The organism is Pontibacter burrus (assembly GCF_010686685.1).
GTDB classification, from domain to species: domain Bacteria; phylum Bacteroidota; class Bacteroidia; order Cytophagales; family Hymenobacteraceae; genus Pontibacter; species Pontibacter burrus.
Genome location: NZ_JAAGWD010000010.1, coordinates 15,673 through 32,832, shown reverse-complemented (window position 1 = coordinate 32,832; position 17,160 = coordinate 15,673). Strand labels below are relative to the sequence as shown.

Below are 17,160 nucleotides of genomic sequence, written 5' to 3'. Positions count from 1 at the left end.
AAGAAAAACCACCTGTTTTAGTTAAAACAGGTGGTTTTTTTATTTGGCTATAGTTCTGACTATAGTTTATTTACTCAGGTACAGGTTTCGCTCTGCGTAAACTTTAGTGAAGTAATCATCCTGCAGGTCATCTATAAAGTAGATTGCTTCGCCAGTAGATTTCATTTCAGGACCCAGCTCCTTGTTTACTTCAGGGAACTTGCTGTAAGAGAATACCGGTACTTTAATAGCATAGCCCTCGCGGTGCGGGTTAAAGTTGAAGTCCTTCACCTTTGCGTGGCCCAGCATGATCTTGGTAGCGTAGTTGATGTACGGCTCACGGTATGCTTTGGCAATGAATGGGAAAGTACGCGACGCACGTGGGTTAGCTTCGATGATGTAAACGACCTCATCCTTAATCGCAAACTGGATGTTGATCACGCCAACCGTACCAAGCGCCACAGCAATTTTCTTAGTGTGCTCTTCTATCTGTTGCATCACGTTCTCGCTCAGATCAAATGGAGGCAACACGGCATACGAGTCACCGGAGTGGATACCGGCCGGCTCAATGTGTTCCATAATACCGCAGATATAAACGTCTTCGCCGTCGCAGATCGCATCCGCTTCTGCTTCTATGGCTTTATCAAGGAAATGGTCTAACAGTACTTTATTGCCCGGATGGTCTTTCAGCAGGTCGATTACGTGGGCTTCGAGCTCTTTCTCGTTGATCACGATCTTCATGTTCTGACCACCTAACACGTAGCTTGGACGCACCAGCAGCGGGAATCTCAGTTGCTTGCACATTTCCAGCGCCTCTTCAGCCGTTTCAATTACAGCAAATGGCGGGTAAGGAATGTTCAGGTCGCGCAGCATTGAAGAGAACGAGCCGCGGTCTTCAGCCAGGTCAAGTGCCTTGTAGCTGGTACCCATTACTTTTATGCCGTAACGGTCCAGTTTCTCGGCAAGCTTAAGCGCCGTCTGTCCACCCAGCTGCACGATAACACCTTCCGGTTTCTCGTGCAGAATGATGTCGTAGATGTGCTCCCAGAATACAGGCTCAAAGTATAGTTTATCCGAAATATCGAAGTCTGTACTTACTGTCTCAGGGTTGCAGTTAATCATGATGGTTTCGTAGCCGCACTCTTTGGCAGCCAGCACACCATGCACACAACTATAGTCGAACTCAATGCCCTGACCAATACGGTTTGGTCCTGAGCCCAGTACTACTACTTTCTTTTTATCTGTAACGATGCTTTCGTTCTCACCTTCGAAAGTACTATAGAAGTACGGTGTTTTGGCTTCAAACTCGGCAGCGCAGGTATCCACCATTTTGTACACGCGGGTTATACCCAGTTTTGTGCGTAGTGCATGTACTTCACTTTCCTTGCAACGCAGCAGGTGCGCAATCTGGCGGTCAGCATAGCCTTTCACTTTGGCATCGCGCAGCAGGTCGGCCGGAATACTGGACAGGCTATACTTCTCAATCTCCTTCTCCATCATGTCCAGCTCTTCTATCTGGGCAAGGAACCATGGATCGATCTTGGTCAGCTTCTGAATGGTGCTGGTCGGAATACCGATACGCATGGCATCTTTTATACTGAACAGGCGGTTCCAGCTTGGGTTCTGAAGACTATCGATCAGGTAGTTATAGTCCGTTTTTTCTTTTCCGTCGGCGCCAATACCGTTACGCTTAATTTCTAAGCTCTGGCAAGCCTTCTGCAGCGCTTCCTGGAACGTACGGCCAATACCCATTACTTCACCCACCGATTTCATCTGTAGGCCAAGTCTGCGGTCAGCACCCGGGAATTTATCGAAGTTCCAGCGAGGGATCTTAACGATAACGTAGTCCAGGGCAGGCTCGAAGTACGCTGATGTGGTTTTGGTGATGGCGTTTTTCAGCTCATCCAGATTGTAACCAATGGCCAATTTGGCAGCAATTTTCGCGATCGGGTAACCGGTTGCTTTAGAAGCCAGCGCCGAAGAGCGCGACACACGCGGGTTGATCTCGATGGCAATGATTGTATCATCATCCGGGTTAACCGAGAACTGTACGTTACAACCGCCGGCAAACTGCCCGATGCCGTTCATCATTTTAATGGCCAGGTCGCGCATTTTCTGGTACACAGTATCTGGCAGCGTCATGGCAGGTGCTACCGTAATAGAGTCGCCGGTATGCACGCCCATCGGATCAAAGTTCTCGATAGAACAGATAATGATCACGTTACCGATGTTATCACGCAGCAGTTCCAGCTCGTACTCTTTCCAGCCTAAAATGCTTTGCTCTACCAGCACTTCGTGTGTTGGCGAAGCGTGCAGACCGCGCGTTAAAGCAGCATCAAATTCTTCAGGAGTATTTACAAAACCGCCGCCTGAGCCGCCCAGCGTAAATGACGGACGAATAACAAGCGGGAAGCCAATTTCCTGGGCAATTTCTTTCCCTTCCAGGAACGATGTAGCAGTTTGGCCTTTGCAGACATTAACATTCAGCTCCAGCATTTTAAGTCTGAAAGCTTCGCGGTCTTCTGTTGTCTCAATGGCTTTGATGTCTACACCTATAATGCGGACACCGTACTTTTGCCAGATCCCGGCTTTGTCGCATTCTATAGCCAGGTTAAGGGCGGTCTGCCCTCCCATGGTTGGAAGTACTGCATCGATCTTATGCTTCTCCAGAATCTCGATGATATACTTTTTTTCCAGTGGCTTAAGATACACGTTGTCAGCTGTAACCGGGTCCGTCATGATGGTGGCCGGATTGGAGTTGATCAGTGTAACTTCTATCCCTTCTTCTCTGAGAGAGCGGGCGGCCTGGGAGCCGGAATAATCAAATTCGCAGGCTTGTCCGATAACGATGGGACCGGAACCAATAATGAGAACTGATTTGATACTGGTGTCTTTTGGCATAGTAAAAGTGTGGCAGGTATAAATTGCCCAAAGTTAAGGCAAAATGCCGGCGCTCACAAAACAAATAAATCCATTTCCCATGTTTTGCTTCATTTTTCAGGAATAATAATGCTGACACACGGGACAGTGCAGTTTATGTAAACTATAGTTGCAGACTACGTAACTATAAGAACACAGTTTAAATATTATAACTATGGAAACTCCGAAAGACGATGATATCATAACCAATGCCGATGAAGGCAAGCGCCTGCCCGATGAAAATCCGGAACCGTTGGAAGGCGTAAAAAAAGAGGAACAGGAAATAAAAACAGGTCAGAAAACAGATATAATGGACAATGAACGCGAGGGGAAGGAAGAAGCAGGCAATGTAGCAGCAAAAGACCCTGAGGACACCCGCGAATTGGATGGCAGCAACGCGAACAACCTGTACACCAAATAGCTGTATGATCTAATTAAAAAAAGTAGCCCTGCTATAGTTAACCTGTGGCAGGGCTACCTGCATAAATCACGCTTTAAAAGACAACAAGCAGCTACAAGAAAAATTTCTTTCACAAGCCTTTTAAAACCAATTATTTATATGTAATATTATATTACCTTTAACCCGTACTACTATGGTATGCTTCCAGACCGATTACCTGCAAGTAGAACACCACAGCAAAAACAAAGTGCTAGTAACCCAATGGTACGGCGGCTGTAGCAGCTTGCAGTACAGACAGGCACTTATACAGATAATGCGGATTGCCCGCGACCTGCAGGTGCATTATATCATACTTGACAGGCGGCTGTTACAGCCCGTAACAACAGAGGACCTTACCTGGACCTGCACCATTTATGCCAAAGCCTACACTAAATTACCTCTCAGAAAAGTAGCTGTGCTGCAAGCCTTTAATATTATAACCCAACAGCAACAACAGCAACTATACGAGCGCCTTTCTGATCATATTCCGGTGGCTGCCTTCGAGGATCTGACTTCTGCCTATGCCTGGATCACAGAATAAACTATAGCTCGCCTTCTTCGTTCAGGATTTTGTCTATAGTTGCCGATAATTGCCCGAATGGCTGATAACCATTTGCAATCAGGTACAGTTTGTTTTCTTTTTGCATCACAACAGCCGGAAAGCCCTGTATGCCCCATGCCTGCACCTGTTCAAACTCTTTCAGCGCTTTTGCTTTATAGTTCTCATCTTCAAACCTGCTTCTGAAATCTGCTTCACTCATCCCGAACTGCTCAGCTACCGGAAGGTATGCTTCTACTTCGTTCAGGTCGTTGCCTTCTACAAAATGCGTTTTCTGGATGGCCCCGGCAAGTGGGATCTGCTTATCGGGGTGCTGCTCTTTTAAAATATGCAGGGCAATGGCCGGTGGCTCTGAGTTGCTGATATAAGTACCCTTGTCCAGGATCTGTTCATGGTAAGCCTTCGTTAATTCCACTCCGGTTGTTTCCTCCAGGCGCGGTGCTACCTGGCGTATATAATTGGCCATACCGCTGATAGGCTTCACATTTGAACCGCGTATCATACCGCCACTCAGCACTTCAAGCTCAAGGGTGTCTTTATACGTATCATATACCTGCTGCATAACAGGGCTCATGCCATAGCACCAACCACACAGGGCATCATATACATAATATAGTTTTGCTTTCTTCATCAATGTACTATCTGTTAAATACTTTATAACCCTGATATAAACCAAATGTTCGGGGCTATGCTGCAAATTACTATATTGGTAACTGCTTTCAACTCTTTGTCCTATGAAAACAAGCCTTTTGCTCCTGATCTGCTTTTTTAACCTGGCTATAGTTGCTGCAGCCGGAACCGACACCTTAAAACTACAACAGCACCTGGTAGCCATTACCGGCACAGCGCAGGCACGTAATCACCAAAACCCCGAAGCCCTGAACCAGGTGGCGCATTACATTGCAAAGGAGTTTGGTCAGCTTAAGGGGCAGGTGCGCGAACAGGTATATACCGTAGCAGATACGGAGTACCGTAATGTGATTCTCTCAACGGGTCCGGCTGATGCGCCTCGCCTGGTAATTGGTGCCCATTACGATGTTTGCCAGGACCAGCCCGGCGCCGACGACAATGCCAGCGGTGTAGCCGGTTTGCTGGAACTCGCCCGCCTGCTCAATAACCACACCCTGCCCTACCGCATCGATTTTGTAGCTTATACGTTGGAAGAGCCGCCCTACTTCAGAACAGAACACATGGGCAGCTACATTCATGCCAAATCGCTAAAAGAGGAGCAGGCGGTAGTAAAAGGTATGATCTCGCTGGAAATGATCGGGTACTTTAAGGATGAGAAAAAAACACAGCGCTACCCGGTTGCCCCTATGAAGCTTTTTTATGGCAGCCGTGGCAACTATATAGCTATAGTGCAGCGCTTTGGCAACGGCAGTTTCGGGCGCAGCTTTCTGCGCAACTATAAAAATGAGGCTGTGTTACCAGTAAAGTCGTTGAGAGCGCCTGCTTTTGTAACCGGAGTTGATTTCTCTGATCATCTGAATTACTGGCACTTCGGATTTGATGCCCTTATGATTACTGATACATCCTTTTACCGCAACGCCAATTACCATCAGCCAACCGATACCATCCATACTCTAGACCTGCAGCGCATGGCGCAGGTGGTAGATGGTGTTTATGCTACTGTTCTGAATCTGAAATAACATGCTTTATACATTTCTGAAGCTGCTTTACAAAACCGGACTCTGGTTCTTTTTCCGGAAGCTTGAAGTACGCAACGCACACCTGATACCTGACCAGGGCCCCCTGTTTATAGTTTCGAATCACCCTAATACTTTTATGGACCCGATTGTGGTAGCTGCACAACTACGGCAACCAGTATATTTTATTGCTAAAAGCACGGTGTTTGGTTCCAGATTCCAGAACTGGATGCTGCGGCAAATGCACCTTATACCGATCCACAGAAAAGAAGATAACCCGGAGGTACCTGTTAGCAACGAAGAAGCATTTGCCGCCAGCTTTAAGGCCCTGGAACAAAAGAAAACGATCCTCATTTTTCCGGAAGGTAATAGCTTTAACCAGCGCCGCCTGCGGAAATTAAAAACAGGTACAGCCCGCATTGCGCTGGGCGCCGTCGCTGATACCGGCCTGGATGTAAAAATTCTGCCGGTTGGCCTTAACTACTCGGCCCCTACCCGCTTCCGGAGCGATGTGTTTGTAAATATCGGCAAGCCAATTTCTGTAAAAGATTACATGGCAGCTTATCAGCAGGATAACATCTCAACCGTTCAGAACCTTACAGAACAGATCAGGTTGCAACTGGAGAAACTGATCATCCATACCCCGACAGATGAAGAAGATGAACTGGCCCGCCAGATAGAAGCGATCTACAAAGAACGGCTTGCTCCTGCCCTTGCACAAACTGCCTTACCACACGAGCGGGATTTTATAGTCACCAGAGAACTTGTAAAAAGCATCAGTCATTTTAGCCAGACTGAGCCGGAACGGGTAACCACAATTCGCAAACAGCTGGATAGCTACATACACCGCTTAAAAAAACTGCGTTTGACGGATGCCGTGCTAACCAAACAAAACCGCGATGTGCTGCAGCAAAGTTTGCTAGGGTTGCTCTACCTGGTTGCAGGGTTGCCGGTTTACCTATATGGGCTGATACACAACTATATCCCTTACATTATTCCATCTAAAGTTGCCCGTGCTGTTACCAGAGAAGAAGAGTGGTATGCACCAATTATGCTCACAACCGGCATGTTTACTTTCCCACTGGTTTATGGCCTGGAATTATGGCTGGTGCATGAATGGGCTGGTATAAGCGGCGCGGTGCTTGTTCTGTATTTCTTAAGCCTGCCCCTGAGCGGATTTTTCACCTTACACTACTGGAATAAACTGCAGAACACGCAAAGCCATTGGCTGTTTCTGCGCCTGTTCTACAGCCGGCAGCATGTTGTTGAGAAGCTACGCCATCAGCGCCGCCACATTATGGCCCAACTCGAAAAAGCACAGCAAGATTACCAGCAGCTAAGTTAACCGAGTATACCCTTGCCCGAATCCTGCGTACAACCTGAGGCATGTACTAACCTGAAAATACGATGAAAAAGATAAAATTAAATTTATTGGCAGCCAGTGTAGGGGTTATAGGCTTATTAGCAGGCTGCTCTTCTGAAACAACTACCGGCGTAGATACAGCAGATACTAATACGGAAAACAACCAGGGGAATATGGGCAACACAGATACTGCTGCAACCGACACCACCCCGGATACAACTTATCAAAACCCTCCTACCGATGAAGGTTCGGGCAACCAGGACCAGAATTAAGAAAACAACTATAGCCGCCAGCTATAAAACCGGCGGCTATAGTTTTATTTAGTTGCCTTAACTATAGCCCGCGCCGCCAAGGCAGCTGCTACACCGCCCAACAGGTACAAACCTACCGCCATGGCTTTTGTTTGTGTAGTTCGCTCGCTCGGTGCCTCGCCTAAGCCCAGCGGACCGGGCAGCGTTATAGCGCCAATACCGGCCAAAGCGCCTATTAATGTACCACGCCAAATGGCATTTTTATCGGCCCCTGCCAAACTATAGTATAAACTGTTTGAGACCACATCGCCAACCAGTGCCCAATCGTGCAGGGTTTCATTATCAGGGGGTGTAGCGCCAGCCTTCTCCATTATTTTGGCAATCGCTCTCATGCCCAGTATATCCATACGTGGGGCATCGGGTACAACGCGGCGCAAACTTTCGTGGGTAAGTGTTACAAGGCAGGCACCAGCCAGGCCACCTGCCAGAGCTTCAAGTATTTTCATAGCTTTTGTTTTTAGTACGTAGGCTGATGTATACGGCAATTACCCTGCCCGCGCTGCTTTATCTATACTGATCAGGTCGGCGAGCACGCTGTTATCTTTTACCTTCCGGTTTTCAGTGGGGCTGTCGAATACCACCATCAGGTTATGTTCATCGTAAATGGCCAGGCCCTCGGCTTTGTCCTTGCCTGTATCTTCGCCGTGCCCATGCGCTACCTCACAGAGGCGCTCCAGGTCGGCGGTGTGCACCATCGTTTCCTGTTCTATAGTTGCGCCGTTACGCCAGCGGTACACCGCAATTACACCATCCAGGTCCATGGTAGGGCCAGCCAGAATGTAAATATCATCGCCCAGCATCCGGAGCTCGCGTATGCCTTTGCCCTTCAGGTGCAGAAAATGCTTTTTGTAGGGTCGCTCCGGCAATAGCTGCTTTAGTTTAAGGTAATGGTCTCCGTCTTCTTCCAACTCTACTTCCAATACTATAGCCCAGCCGCGCAGCACCGGGCCGCGCAAGCCTAAGAACAGCCGGTTGCCTTTTGTCGCCAGCCCTTCAATATCGAAGCCGTTGTCTTTACCTGGCAGGTGTGTAAAAGGGCCGATATGCTCATCTTTCCGGAGTTCATCCAGTAACTGGCTGCTGTGTGGGCTGCCTTTTAACTGAGCTGCATGCAGCATTTCGCCTGACACACCCGGGTTCGGGCACTCTTTGTAAAGTGTATAGTTACCGGTTTCTTTATCCTGAACGATAGGAATACGGGCCAGCAGGTACCGGTTAGGATCGGACTTTAGCTGTGCCAGCCGCTTCATCTGTTTGGCCACGCTCTGGTGTTTGCGCGGTTTGCGTCGCTTTAAACTATGGGAGCCCAGCAACCACAGGTAATGATTTGCATAACCAATGCCTTCAATGTCTATTTCGCTGTCATCTTTGTCGGGCAGTTGCAGGTAATCGTTCAGGTCAAAAGCTTTGTGCTGCCCAAATGAGCCATCTGGCTGTTCGGTGAGCCGCTCTATCGTACTTCGCTCGTCGCAGCTCAGCCACAGGTTATTGCCGGTGCGCAGCGCTGTAGAAAGCCCGTCGCGTACATGTTTGCCTTCCGGGTTAAGGCTGAGGTCTGCGCTGAAATTCAGTAAGATGCTGTTTGCCATAAAATGCAGAAAATGGTACGGGTTTATAGTTTATCCAGCCGCCCGTTTAAACTATAGTTGCGTTTATAGTTACTGAAATACAAAAAGCCCGGGCTAAAACCCAGGCTTTCTGTCAGGTATTATCTGGCTTCTGTTAAGAAGAAGATCTTCCGAATTTGTTTGATCTTGTGGTATTCAGTTTGTTTTTATACTTGTTCTTAGTGCTTGAGTTCATGGCAAGCCAACCAGCACCTAAAGCCAGTAACGAACCACCCACTACTTTCTGAGTAGTGCTCAGGCTGTTCACTTTGTTCATAGCGGTAGTACCAAACTGCTGTAGCTTGCTGGTTACTGTGTTCATATCCATACCGCCTATTTTAGATGACGATGAGCCTGAACTTGATGAACCAGAACGTGAGCTCTGCTGATTGCCAATGTTAGAACTGCTGCTTGAGCTGCCTGTCATGTGGCTGCCCTGCGAAGACTGCCCTGAAACTGGCTGGTTGCTCTGAGAGCGCATATTCTGAGACGATTGGTTACCCTGAGGGTTATTTTGTGCCGACTGGTTCATGTTTGACTGCGGCTGTGAATTTCTATTCTGTTTGTTTTCCATGGTTTTAATATTAAGTTATTATATGTTGGCGCAGCGGCATTTCCTGCCAGATCTACCGGACCCAATTTTGCCGGCGCCACTATATTTTATCGGCATTCAGAGCATATTGTTACAAAACCATCAGCATTTCGTTTCAGATAAGGCTGTATTTTCCTCAATTTATACCTAGCGTTGCACTGCTTGCTGATGGGCTTTCAATCGCTGCAGTGCTTCTTTTGCCTCTTTCATCTCTTCTTTATCCTGCTCTTTTTCAGCTGGTTTATTTGCCTTAAAAAACTGTAGCATGTGCTGCTGCAATTGCGGGGTCAGGTGCTTATAGTTGCTCTTATCAAGTTTCTCCAGCAGGGTCAGATACGTTTCGTCGGTAAGTTTGTACTCGCCGGGCGCGGTGGGTTTGCCGGTATCTAGCTGCAGGTTTTCCATTTTGGAGTCGGAGGAGCGCAGCTGTTTTAAAACACTACCATAGTTGCTGACGGTAGCGTTAAAACTTTTATAGAAGAGCTGTTCTGCCTCGGGGGTAGGCATGGCAAACCCCAGCGACTGCAATGGTCCTACTTTAGGCGATATCCTGATGATCCAGGCCCATATGCGGGTAAAGAAGCCCGGACGCTCGTAGTTGTTGCCCCAGTTGCTGTGGTATTTTGCACGGCTCATGCGGTATACAAAATCACGGCGGCTTACGCCCAGTTTAGCATCTTTTATCTCGTGTTCCTTTGCTTTCCAGGCAGCGCGGGTAAGGTCCGGCATCAGGTTTTTGATAGTATACCGGTAAGTACCTACTGCCAGTGGCACACTTACAAACACATCGCCCAGCTCCAGGCCATACGTCTTCAGAAAGGCGCGTTCTAATGGCTCTTTTGCTACCTCAAACCCTATAAACCGCTGATAGGCTTCGGGGGCATAGTTGCCTCGTGCAATCTGCAATACATCAAAGCCAAACTCCGTTTTAACATGCGAAACCGGATGGTCGGCAAAAGTAATGGTGTTGCCAAATTCCTGTTTCAGCTCCGGGTAAACTATAGCTACGGCTTTATTAGTACCTAGCGAGTGTCCATAGATATCGGCGTTATAGTGTGCCAGCGTACCAAGCGCAAAAGCGTATTCGTTTACGTCGGTAGCTTCCAGCAACAGGTTCTGTACAAAATCGCCGCTCCGCACATAATGCAGCAGGTCGGTAAAGAATTTGCTCCCGAACGGGAAGTAGCCCATATCCTGCAGTATAGCTCCGCCATAAGCATAGGCATGCGCTGTTTTCAGTTCATCGTCCGTAACACTGGGGTATTTCTTTTTCAGCAGTGGCTTTAGCTCTTTCTCCCAGGTGGCATCAACTATAGCCTGGTGAGACAGCACACCATAAGCTGAAGCGGCAGGGGCAGTTGCCACATAAATACAGAGTAAAAGTGCAAGGCTGCAGAGGCTGCGCATAAAGTACTGTTTCATGCCCCCTTGTACGACACGAACTTTTAAAAGTAGCAACCTGACTATATAGTCCTATAGTTCTCTTCTTTTTTTCCTATATAGCATTACTTCTTCCAGGCTTATGCCTACCAGCATCCAGAGCATACCCAACAAAAAACCAGCTAATACATCAGACAAAAAATGTACGCCCAGGTAAATCCGGCTGAAACCAACCAGTACAATAAATATTATAGTTCCGACAACTATAAGCCTGCGGTAAAGCAAGTTTTGTATGTTGCGGTAAAGCAGGTAGCCCAGCATGCCATACAAAGCCATGGCTGTAGTGGCGTGCCCGCTCGGGAAAGAGAAATGTTCTACCTCATAATAGGCTACACCGGCAGGGCGTGCCCGGCTGATAAAGCTTTTGGCGAACTGTACCGATAACCCTACTCCTGCCATGGCCAGCCAGAAAGCAACTATAGCCCAGTAACGCTTGTAGTAAAACATAAACACCGTGGCCACGCCGCCAACTGTAAACACAGCTTCGCGCTCGCCAAGGCTGGTAATAACATAGAGGCACCTGCTCAGCCACTCCGAGCGCATGCTATATAGCAGATCTGTAAATTTCTGGTCGGCTACAACAATCCATTCGGCATCCATCACACTCTCTGTAAGTTCAGAGAGCAGTATTATATTTACTAACCCTACCAGCAAAAGCAGGCTCAGCGGCAACCCCACAAAAATGCCCGGGTCGAACCTGTTACCTATAAACGATGCAATGCGAGGGTACCGCTGCCTGAAATGCTGCACACCGGGTATAGTGGTAAACCAGGTCCTGAACTGTTCAGCGTAGTTAGCCAGCGGCTTTTTCATGAGTAAGTTTTATCTATAGTAGCAGGTATACGCATAGTTGATTTTTTGTTTTGCCATAACAGTGCAACTAAAACCCTGTATAAGACACAACTAACGCCTTCTATATAAAGTACATATTTGTATGAAGGGTTTGGATAGCACTGTAGACAAAGTATTGCTGGCTGTAGGCATTCTGCTGCTGCTTGTATTTTTGTGGACTATGCCGGTTGTGCCGGAGCAGGGCAATGCCCGTTATGCAAATCAGGTATCTGCCGAACCCAACCCTTCCAGCACATCAAGCTGGAGTTACCTGAAGCCCTCTAAAGGCCTATCGCCGCACGATGTGGTACAAATACAATTAAAGGCTCTGCAGCAGAACGATGGCAGCGACAGCGGCATTATTACGGTGTTTAACTTTTCCTCCCCGATAAGCAAAATAAGCATGGGCCCGATAGAACATTTCCGGCTGATGGTGCGCGACCCGGTCTACAAGCCAATGCTTAACTTTAAATCCTACAAAAAAGGCAACATGGTCGTTAATGATAAAACGGCTTACCAGCTGGTAGTGCTGACTACACCACAAAACGAGCAGGCTACCTACCTGTTTATGCTGGCCCGTCAGACAAGGGGCTATTACAAAGGCTGCTGGATGACAGTTGGTGTAGTGCGGCTGCAGACAGAGCGGCCTGTGTACGGCGCGTAACTATAGCAATTATAGTTCGATCTCCATTTTAATGTCGGCTCGGGCGTAAATGCTTGGTGGCATCGGCACTTCCCCAAAACCAAGGCTCCTGTACAAACTTATAGCCGGCCCTAAGGTTCGGTTAGATACAAGGTACACTTTTGAGGCACCCACCTGGCGGGCTTTCTCCAGAATGGCCAACCCCAGTTTTTTACCGATCTTTAGCCCCTGCGCTTTTGGAGTTACTGCCATCTTTGCCAGTTCATACACGCCGTTCCCTTCGTTCAGCAGAGCGCAGGTGCCAACTATTTCGTTGTTGTGCTCTGCCATTACTATAAACCCTCCTTTATCTAAAATGTAACTTTGCGGGTCGCTCAGCGATTTATAGTCGGCCTCTTCCATTACAAAGTAGCGCGTAATCCACTCTTCATTCAGCTCTCTGAAACTGGCAGCGTGCTCAGGTGTAAAATCAACTATAGTTACAGCGGCAGATTCCGGGTTTTGCATAAGGTATGAGTAATGATGCTGCAAAGGTACAGGCTTCGGTTGTACTTAAAAAGAAAGGGGCTTTCCTCTTTTCAGAAGAAAGCCCCTTTGCCGTGGTTGTATACTGTTAGTCTTCTAACAATTGTCCTCTTAGCTCTCCGTTGCGGTGAGTACCACTATGGATGTTAACGTACCATAGGCCATCTTCCAGTTGCTGTTCCTGCTGGTCAGTAAGCGTGGCAGAACCGGAGAATGTACCTGTATAATTTCTGGTATGCCCTAAAATAGGGATCTGTATGCCTGCGCTTGTAGTGGTGTCGGCAGGGCCATGGAAGTGCATCATTATGGTAGAGTCAGTTGGCTCGCCTAGTGTCCAGCTTAAAGAATAAGTTAGTGTGTTTGAAGCAGGATCATATTCACCATTAAAAGTACCGGTGCCATCCGTAATTACTTTTGGTCTTTCATTGGCACCACTCAATGCTATATTTTCAAACTCCAGGTCATCGTCTATAATAGGCAGATCATCATCATCGTCGTCATCGCAGGCGACGGTAAAGGCTAGTAGCGACATGCACATCGCAAGCAGGCGTAGGCTTCTAAATAGGGTTGTTTTCATAATATTAAATGAATGGTATAACATATATTTTTACTTACCACCCTGCCTATAGTTGTTTGATGAGCCTGCTTTTACGTGAGCGTTACTGAGAATTGTGCACACGCACCCGAATTCTATACAAGCAGTCAGGCTGCTTTGCATATACCGGCTCTGTTTTCTAATGATATAGCCTGCTAAATCTGCGTAAGTGTAACTATGGCTGTTTCGCTCCCAGCATCTGCTGAAACCATACTTGCTACGGTGCTGCCCAAGCCTGTACTCTTTCACCCGCTAAAACATCACATCGGGTATGTAAGGGCTTTTATACACGAGCAAACTATACATTCGGCTGCTGGAATTGGCACTGCGCTTCGCAGTATAGGGCAATCGCAGCTGGACTTTTATACAGGTTCCATGTTGCCGCTTCAGGTCGCGCAGGAAGTAATATTACACTTACAGCAGCACAACATACTGGCACCTGAGGCCTTTTACAGCTATCTGATATCTGGCGGGGAACACTACCAAACTATAATGCTCTCGGATGGCACGGATTGGGTATTGCGCTGGGGAGTGGTGGCCGAAAGGTATGTGCACCTGCACCCGGCCCGCTATGCTGCTCAGACTATACGGGTAAAAGCAGTTTCGCTGAAAACGGCGATTGCAGCTATAGTTGCTGCCGCCCAAACCAACTATAGTATAGACCTGAAACTGGTAAATAAAGTACGCACCGAATGGCTGCAGCTGCCACCTTTAACTGTTTTAACGCCCGCCGAGGGCGCCGGAAAACTAATTACGTTACTGCAGCAGCCCTAAAGCAAAAAAGCCGCATCAAAGGTGCGGCGTTTTTGCTAATCTAAACTAAAGCTCGTTTGGTTGGTTATCTGCTTTTTTGCTGCAGCGCAGACAGGGTTACAGATTGGTTATTCAATTTGGTGTATTTAAAATCGGTGCTGCCGTTAAAACTGGTGTTTTTAAAGTTGACTGACTCAGAAAATTTAGCATACTTAAAGTTGGCCAGACCATTAAATGTAGCCTGTTGCAGGTTTACGCCTTTCTCAAATTTGGCATACTTAAAATCGGCATCGTCTTTAAATGTAGCGCCCCTGAAGTTGGCTGCTACCGGAAAGGTTACATACTTAAAGTTGGCATCATCCGTAAATACCGTTTTACTGAAATCGGCACCTTTTCTGAACTTGCTGTACTTAAAAAGGGCTTCGTCGTTAAAGCGGCTACCGGCAAACGATACATTCTCTTCAAATTGACTGTACTTAAAGGCAGCGTCCTCTTCAAACGTACAGTTCTCGAACCGTACCTCCTTCTCGAAGTCAGTGTTATACACCTCATTCGACGATTTCATTACATTTACCCCATTATCCGGGTTAAAATAAGCCAGCACATCGCCTTTAAACGTGCAGTTCTCAAACACGATAGGTGCAGTAACCGTGCTGATGTACTCTTTAGTATCATTCTTACCGGCCTTTTCATTCTTCAGCTTCATGTTCTGCAGCTTCGTCATATCCAGGTTACCGGTAATTTCAGCGTTCTTATAGTTTACGGCCTCACCACGGTTTATTTTAGCGATGATCTCAGAGGCAGCTACCTTATTTTGTGCTATAGTTAGCAGCGGCAGAAACAATAGCGCCAGCAAAAGGTGCAGGTGTTTTTTCATAGTGGTTTAATTCAGTTTTGTGGGTTATTTTCCAGACTCTGACTAATAGATGGAGCAACTATAGTAAAGGTTGCCTGCCCACCAGAAAAAACTTTTAAAAGCCCCGTAAAAATATTACCCCTGCGTATTTGTCTGCTCGATCATGCCCATAAAATTGTCTTTATAAGTCTCGCCCACAGGTATCACCGCATCTCCGATAAAAACACGGTTACGCTCTATCGAATCTATCTTATCCAGCGAGATGATGTAGGATTTGTGTACCCGTATAAACTGGCCTGCCGGTAGCAACTCTTCCATCTTCTTGATGTTCTTCAGTGACAGGATACGCTCGGTTTTGGTGTAGATTGATACATAGTTCTGCAAACCTTCCACATAAAGGATATCGCTTAGGCGCAGCTTCACGATCTTGTATTCTGTTTTCACAAAGATGATGTCGCGGGCTGCGGGTGTTTCTGCAGGCTTTTCTTCTTTTATTATAGTTGGTGGCACCGCTATAGTTTGCTGTAACTCAAAAACCTGCTTTGCTTTCTGGGCTGCTTTGTAAAACCGGTCGAAGGCGATGGGCTTAAGCAGATAATCCACTATGTTGTGATCGTAGCCTTCCAGGGCATATTCGGTGTAGGCGGTCGTCAGGATTACCCGGCACTTGTCGCCCAGTATTTTCATTACCTGTATGCCCGTCAATTCCGGCATTTGTATATCCAAGAAAAGCAGGTCTATACGCTCCTGCTCTACCAGTTTCAGGGCTTCGAGGGCGCTGGTGGTACTGGCTACAAACTCCAGGAAATCTACTTTTTTGATGTAGTCTGTGAGAATGTCCAGGGCCAGGGGCTTATCGTCTACTACAAGGCAGCGGATTGTTTTCATGTGTAAGGCTATAGTTTAATAAATCTCGGAAAGTACAGGTTCTGCAGGCTTGGCATTGGCGCGAACTATAGTTTTGTTTAGCTGCAGCGATAGCTCTACCAAAAAGGTATGCTCATCTTCTGTTATCTCCAGGGTATGCTTTTCAGGATAGAGTAATTCGAGCCTGCGCCGCACATTGGTCAGACCAATGCCGCCGGTTCTGTCTTTCTGGTCTTTGTTTTTGAGGTTGAAAACCGTGAAGTGAAGGGTATCATTTTTTACGCGCAACGCTATAGTTACCGGGTTTTCAGGGTCTGTGCAGACACCGTGCTTAAAGGCATTCTCTACAAACGAAATAAGCATAAGCGGCGCGATCTGTCTGCCCTCTATAGTTCCTTCTGTTGTGAAATGAATAAAGGCATTTCCCTTCAGACCAATTTTCTGCAGTTCCACCACATCCTGTAAATAATCGGCTTCTTTGGTAAGCAGCACCTGTTGCTGCTCGCTCTCGCGCAGCATGTAGCGCAGCAACCCCGAGAGTTTCAGCAAGGCATCCGGCGCCAGGTCCGATTTCTGGTAGGTAAGCGAATAGATATCGTTAATGGTGTTAAACAAAAAATGTGGGTTGATCTGGGAACGCAGAAAAGCGAGCTCGGTGGTGAGTTTGGCCTGCTCCAGCTCCTTCTTTTCCTGCTGTGTTTTAAAGTAGTTTACCACATAGCCGTAAGCAATTCCCAGCATAATGTACATCAGGCTCGCGCGCAATACACTCTGGTAAATCCAGATCATCGTAATCTCGCGCCCATAGGTAGACCAACTGAAATACTTGAGCAGGATTGTTTCTAACAAGTAATGCACTGGCGTAAAGACACCCACCAGTAACAGCACGCTACCAGCATACAGCACATATTTCCCTTTCCCGAACAGGCGCGGCACCAGGAAACTGGCATTGGCATAAAAGAGCGCCACAGTAAGCAGCGTCCGCACAAAATCTATGGCCGTGGTTTTGTAAAGCGACTCCAGGGTATACTGGCTCTCATAGAAGTAATAGTACTGGAAACCATAGATCACATCCTTAAAGAAATTGATAAACCAAAACAGGACGTGGAACAGGATGATCTTCTTTTTATGCATCCCTAAAAATAGAGGAATTGCCGGGAATATAGTTCTGAAAATACACCAACTCCCTAAAAACATTTATCAACCGGCCATACAGCTGTAGCAAACCATACAGC

Annotated in this window: 19 protein-coding genes; 7 read left to right on the top strand and 12 right to left on the bottom strand. The window is 47.2% G+C overall.

Going from position 1 to position 17,160, the window contains the following annotated elements:
- Positions 1 to 66: 66 nt before the first annotated feature.
- The gene (carB, locus tag GXP69_RS17470) at positions 67 to 2,880 is read right to left on the bottom strand and encodes a carbamoyl-phosphate synthase large subunit (RefSeq protein WP_163916694.1); all 2,814 of its coding nucleotides are present in this window, start codon (positions 2,878 to 2,880) and stop codon (positions 67 to 69) included.
- A 193-nt stretch (positions 2,881 to 3,073) separates the two neighbouring features.
- On the opposite strand from carB, the gene GXP69_RS17465 reads away from it, so the two are divergent.
- Together GXP69_RS17465 and GXP69_RS17460 are read left to right on the top strand one after the other, a co-directional pair.
- Positions 3,074 to 3,319: a hypothetical protein gene (locus tag GXP69_RS17465; RefSeq protein ID WP_163916693.1), complete on the top strand. Its 246-nt coding sequence runs from the start codon at positions 3,074 to 3,076 to the stop codon at positions 3,317 to 3,319.
- A gap of 172 nt (positions 3,320 to 3,491) precedes the next feature.
- Positions 3,492 to 3,878 carry a hypothetical protein gene (locus tag GXP69_RS17460; RefSeq protein WP_163916692.1) on the top strand — a complete coding sequence of 129 codons (387 nt, stop codon included), beginning with the start codon at positions 3,492 to 3,494 and terminating at the stop codon, positions 3,876 to 3,878.
- A gap of 1 nt (position 3,879) precedes the next feature.
- On the opposite strand, the gene GXP69_RS17455 is transcribed toward GXP69_RS17460, so the two are convergent.
- Complete coding sequence (locus GXP69_RS17455; protein ID WP_163916691.1) at positions 3,880 to 4,527, bottom strand: DsbA family protein; 648 nt, start codon at positions 4,525 to 4,527, stop codon at positions 3,880 to 3,882.
- A gap of 103 nt (positions 4,528 to 4,630) precedes the next feature.
- Between GXP69_RS17455 and GXP69_RS17450 the strand changes: the two genes are divergently transcribed.
- The 3 genes from GXP69_RS17450 (at position 4,631) to GXP69_RS17440 (ending at position 7,177) form a co-directional block, all read left to right on the top strand.
- Positions 4,631 to 5,545, top strand: coding sequence for a M28 family peptidase (locus GXP69_RS17450; protein ID WP_163916690.1), 915 nt, complete (start codon positions 4,631 to 4,633; stop codon positions 5,543 to 5,545).
- A 1-nt stretch (position 5,546) separates the two neighbouring features.
- Positions 5,547 to 6,887, top strand: coding sequence for a lysophospholipid acyltransferase family protein (locus GXP69_RS17445; protein WP_163916689.1), 1,341 nt, complete (start codon positions 5,547 to 5,549; stop codon positions 6,885 to 6,887).
- A 62-nt stretch (positions 6,888 to 6,949) separates the two neighbouring features.
- Positions 6,950 to 7,177, top strand: coding sequence for a hypothetical protein (locus GXP69_RS17440; RefSeq protein ID WP_163916688.1), 228 nt, complete (start codon positions 6,950 to 6,952; stop codon positions 7,175 to 7,177).
- Positions 7,178 to 7,221: 44 nt separating this feature from the next.
- Here the strand turns inward: GXP69_RS17440 and GXP69_RS17435 are convergent, their stop codons facing one another.
- The 5 genes from GXP69_RS17435 to GXP69_RS17415 all read right to left on the bottom strand — a co-directional run bounded on the left by GXP69_RS17435 (position 7,222) and on the right by GXP69_RS17415 (position 11,668).
- Positions 7,222 to 7,662 (bottom strand): hypothetical protein, encoded by a 441-nt coding sequence (locus tag GXP69_RS17435; RefSeq protein ID WP_163916687.1) that lies wholly within the window; start codon positions 7,660 to 7,662, stop codon positions 7,222 to 7,224.
- A gap of 39 nt (positions 7,663 to 7,701) precedes the next feature.
- Positions 7,702 to 8,805 (bottom strand): DUF3616 domain-containing protein, encoded by a 1,104-nt coding sequence (locus GXP69_RS17430; protein ID WP_163916686.1) that lies wholly within the window; start codon positions 8,803 to 8,805, stop codon positions 7,702 to 7,704.
- A gap of 133 nt (positions 8,806 to 8,938) precedes the next feature.
- Complete coding sequence (locus tag GXP69_RS17425) at positions 8,939 to 9,397, bottom strand: hypothetical protein (protein ID WP_163916685.1); 459 nt, start codon at positions 9,395 to 9,397, stop codon at positions 8,939 to 8,941.
- Positions 9,398 to 9,562: 165 nt separating this feature from the next.
- Positions 9,563 to 10,837 (bottom strand): zinc dependent phospholipase C family protein, encoded by a 1,275-nt coding sequence (locus GXP69_RS17420; RefSeq protein ID WP_235925817.1) that lies wholly within the window; start codon positions 10,835 to 10,837, stop codon positions 9,563 to 9,565.
- Between the two features lie 51 nt (positions 10,838 to 10,888).
- A complete protein-coding gene (locus GXP69_RS17415; RefSeq protein ID WP_163916683.1) occupies positions 10,889 to 11,668 on the bottom strand; it encodes a phosphatase PAP2 family protein in 780 nt (259 codons plus the stop codon).
- 121 nt (positions 11,669 to 11,789) lie between these two features.
- On the opposite strand from GXP69_RS17415, the gene GXP69_RS17410 reads away from it, so the two are divergent.
- Entirely contained in the window at positions 11,790 to 12,350 is a 561-nt protein-coding gene (locus GXP69_RS17410) for a DUF4864 domain-containing protein (protein WP_163916682.1), read from the top strand.
- 9 nt (positions 12,351 to 12,359) lie between these two features.
- Here GXP69_RS17410 and GXP69_RS17405 read toward each other — a convergent pair whose 3' ends face one another.
- Positions 12,360 to 12,836 (bottom strand): GNAT family N-acetyltransferase, encoded by a 477-nt coding sequence (locus GXP69_RS17405; RefSeq protein WP_163916680.1) that lies wholly within the window; start codon positions 12,834 to 12,836, stop codon positions 12,360 to 12,362.
- 106 nt (positions 12,837 to 12,942) lie between these two features.
- Positions 12,943 to 13,431 (bottom strand): CHRD domain-containing protein, encoded by a 489-nt coding sequence (locus tag GXP69_RS17400; protein WP_163916678.1) that lies wholly within the window; start codon positions 13,429 to 13,431, stop codon positions 12,943 to 12,945.
- Positions 13,432 to 13,626: 195 nt separating this feature from the next.
- Here GXP69_RS17400 and GXP69_RS17395 point away from each other — a divergent pair, with 195 nt between their 5' ends.
- The gene (locus GXP69_RS17395; protein ID WP_204282087.1) at positions 13,627 to 14,223 is read left to right on the top strand and encodes a hypothetical protein; all 597 of its coding nucleotides are present in this window, start codon (positions 13,627 to 13,629) and stop codon (positions 14,221 to 14,223) included.
- Positions 14,224 to 14,287: 64 nt separating this feature from the next.
- Here the strand turns inward: GXP69_RS17395 and GXP69_RS17390 are convergent, their stop codons facing one another.
- The 3 genes from GXP69_RS17390 to GXP69_RS17380 form a co-directional block, all read right to left on the bottom strand.
- Positions 14,288 to 15,079: a pentapeptide repeat-containing protein gene (locus GXP69_RS17390; protein ID WP_163916676.1), complete on the bottom strand. Its 792-nt coding sequence runs from the start codon at positions 15,077 to 15,079 to the stop codon at positions 14,288 to 14,290.
- 114 nt (positions 15,080 to 15,193) lie between these two features.
- Complete coding sequence (locus GXP69_RS17385; protein ID WP_163916674.1) at positions 15,194 to 15,946, bottom strand: LytR/AlgR family response regulator transcription factor; 753 nt, start codon at positions 15,944 to 15,946, stop codon at positions 15,194 to 15,196.
- 15 nt (positions 15,947 to 15,961) lie between these two features.
- Positions 15,962 to 17,059: a sensor histidine kinase gene (locus GXP69_RS17380; protein WP_163916673.1), complete on the bottom strand. Its 1,098-nt coding sequence runs from the start codon at positions 17,057 to 17,059 to the stop codon at positions 15,962 to 15,964.
- Between the last annotated feature and the right edge of the window lie 101 nt (positions 17,060 to 17,160).

Coding starts and splice junctions, on each gene's coding strand:
- GXP69_RS17445 (WP_163916689.1), top strand. CDS start 5,547: ATGCTTTATACATTTCTGAAGCTGCTTTACAAAACCGGACTCTGGTTC.
- GXP69_RS17385 (WP_163916674.1), bottom strand. CDS start 15,946: ATGAAAACAATCCGCTGCCTTGTAGTAGACGATAAGCCCCTGGCCCTG.
- GXP69_RS17460 (WP_163916692.1), top strand. CDS start 3,492: ATGGTATGCTTCCAGACCGATTACCTGCAAGTAGAACACCACAGCAAA.
- GXP69_RS17425 (WP_163916685.1), bottom strand. CDS start 9,397: ATGGAAAACAAACAGAATAGAAATTCACAGCCGCAGTCAAACATGAAC.
- GXP69_RS17465 (WP_163916693.1), top strand. CDS start 3,074: ATGGAAACTCCGAAAGACGATGATATCATAACCAATGCCGATGAAGGC.
- GXP69_RS17415 (WP_163916683.1), bottom strand. CDS start 11,668: ATGAAAAAGCCGCTGGCTAACTACGCTGAACAGTTCAGGACCTGGTTT.
- GXP69_RS17455 (WP_163916691.1), bottom strand. CDS start 4,527: ATGAAGAAAGCAAAACTATATTATGTATATGATGCCCTGTGTGGTTGG.
- GXP69_RS17405 (WP_163916680.1), bottom strand. CDS start 12,836: ATGCAAAACCCGGAATCTGCCGCTGTAACTATAGTTGATTTTACACCT.
- GXP69_RS17420 (WP_235925817.1), bottom strand. CDS start 10,837: ATGAAACAGTACTTTATGCGCAGCCTCTGCAGCCTTGCACTTTTACTC.
- GXP69_RS17400 (WP_163916678.1), bottom strand. CDS start 13,431: ATGAAAACAACCCTATTTAGAAGCCTACGCCTGCTTGCGATGTGCATG.
- GXP69_RS17435 (WP_163916687.1), bottom strand. CDS start 7,662: ATGAAAATACTTGAAGCTCTGGCAGGTGGCCTGGCTGGTGCCTGCCTT.
- GXP69_RS17430 (WP_163916686.1), bottom strand. CDS start 8,805: ATGGCAAACAGCATCTTACTGAATTTCAGCGCAGACCTCAGCCTTAAC.
- GXP69_RS17390 (WP_163916676.1), bottom strand. CDS start 15,079: ATGAAAAAACACCTGCACCTTTTGCTGGCGCTATTGTTTCTGCCGCTG.
- GXP69_RS17380 (WP_163916673.1), bottom strand. CDS start 17,059: ATGCATAAAAAGAAGATCATCCTGTTCCACGTCCTGTTTTGGTTTATC.
- GXP69_RS17410 (WP_163916682.1), top strand. CDS start 11,790: ATGAAGGGTTTGGATAGCACTGTAGACAAAGTATTGCTGGCTGTAGGC.
- GXP69_RS17395 (WP_204282087.1), top strand. CDS start 13,627: ATGGCTGTTTCGCTCCCAGCATCTGCTGAAACCATACTTGCTACGGTG.
- GXP69_RS17440 (WP_163916688.1), top strand. CDS start 6,950: ATGAAAAAGATAAAATTAAATTTATTGGCAGCCAGTGTAGGGGTTATA.
- GXP69_RS17450 (WP_163916690.1), top strand. CDS start 4,631: ATGAAAACAAGCCTTTTGCTCCTGATCTGCTTTTTTAACCTGGCTATA.
- carB (WP_163916694.1), bottom strand. CDS start 2,880: ATGCCAAAAGACACCAGTATCAAATCAGTTCTCATTATTGGTTCCGGT.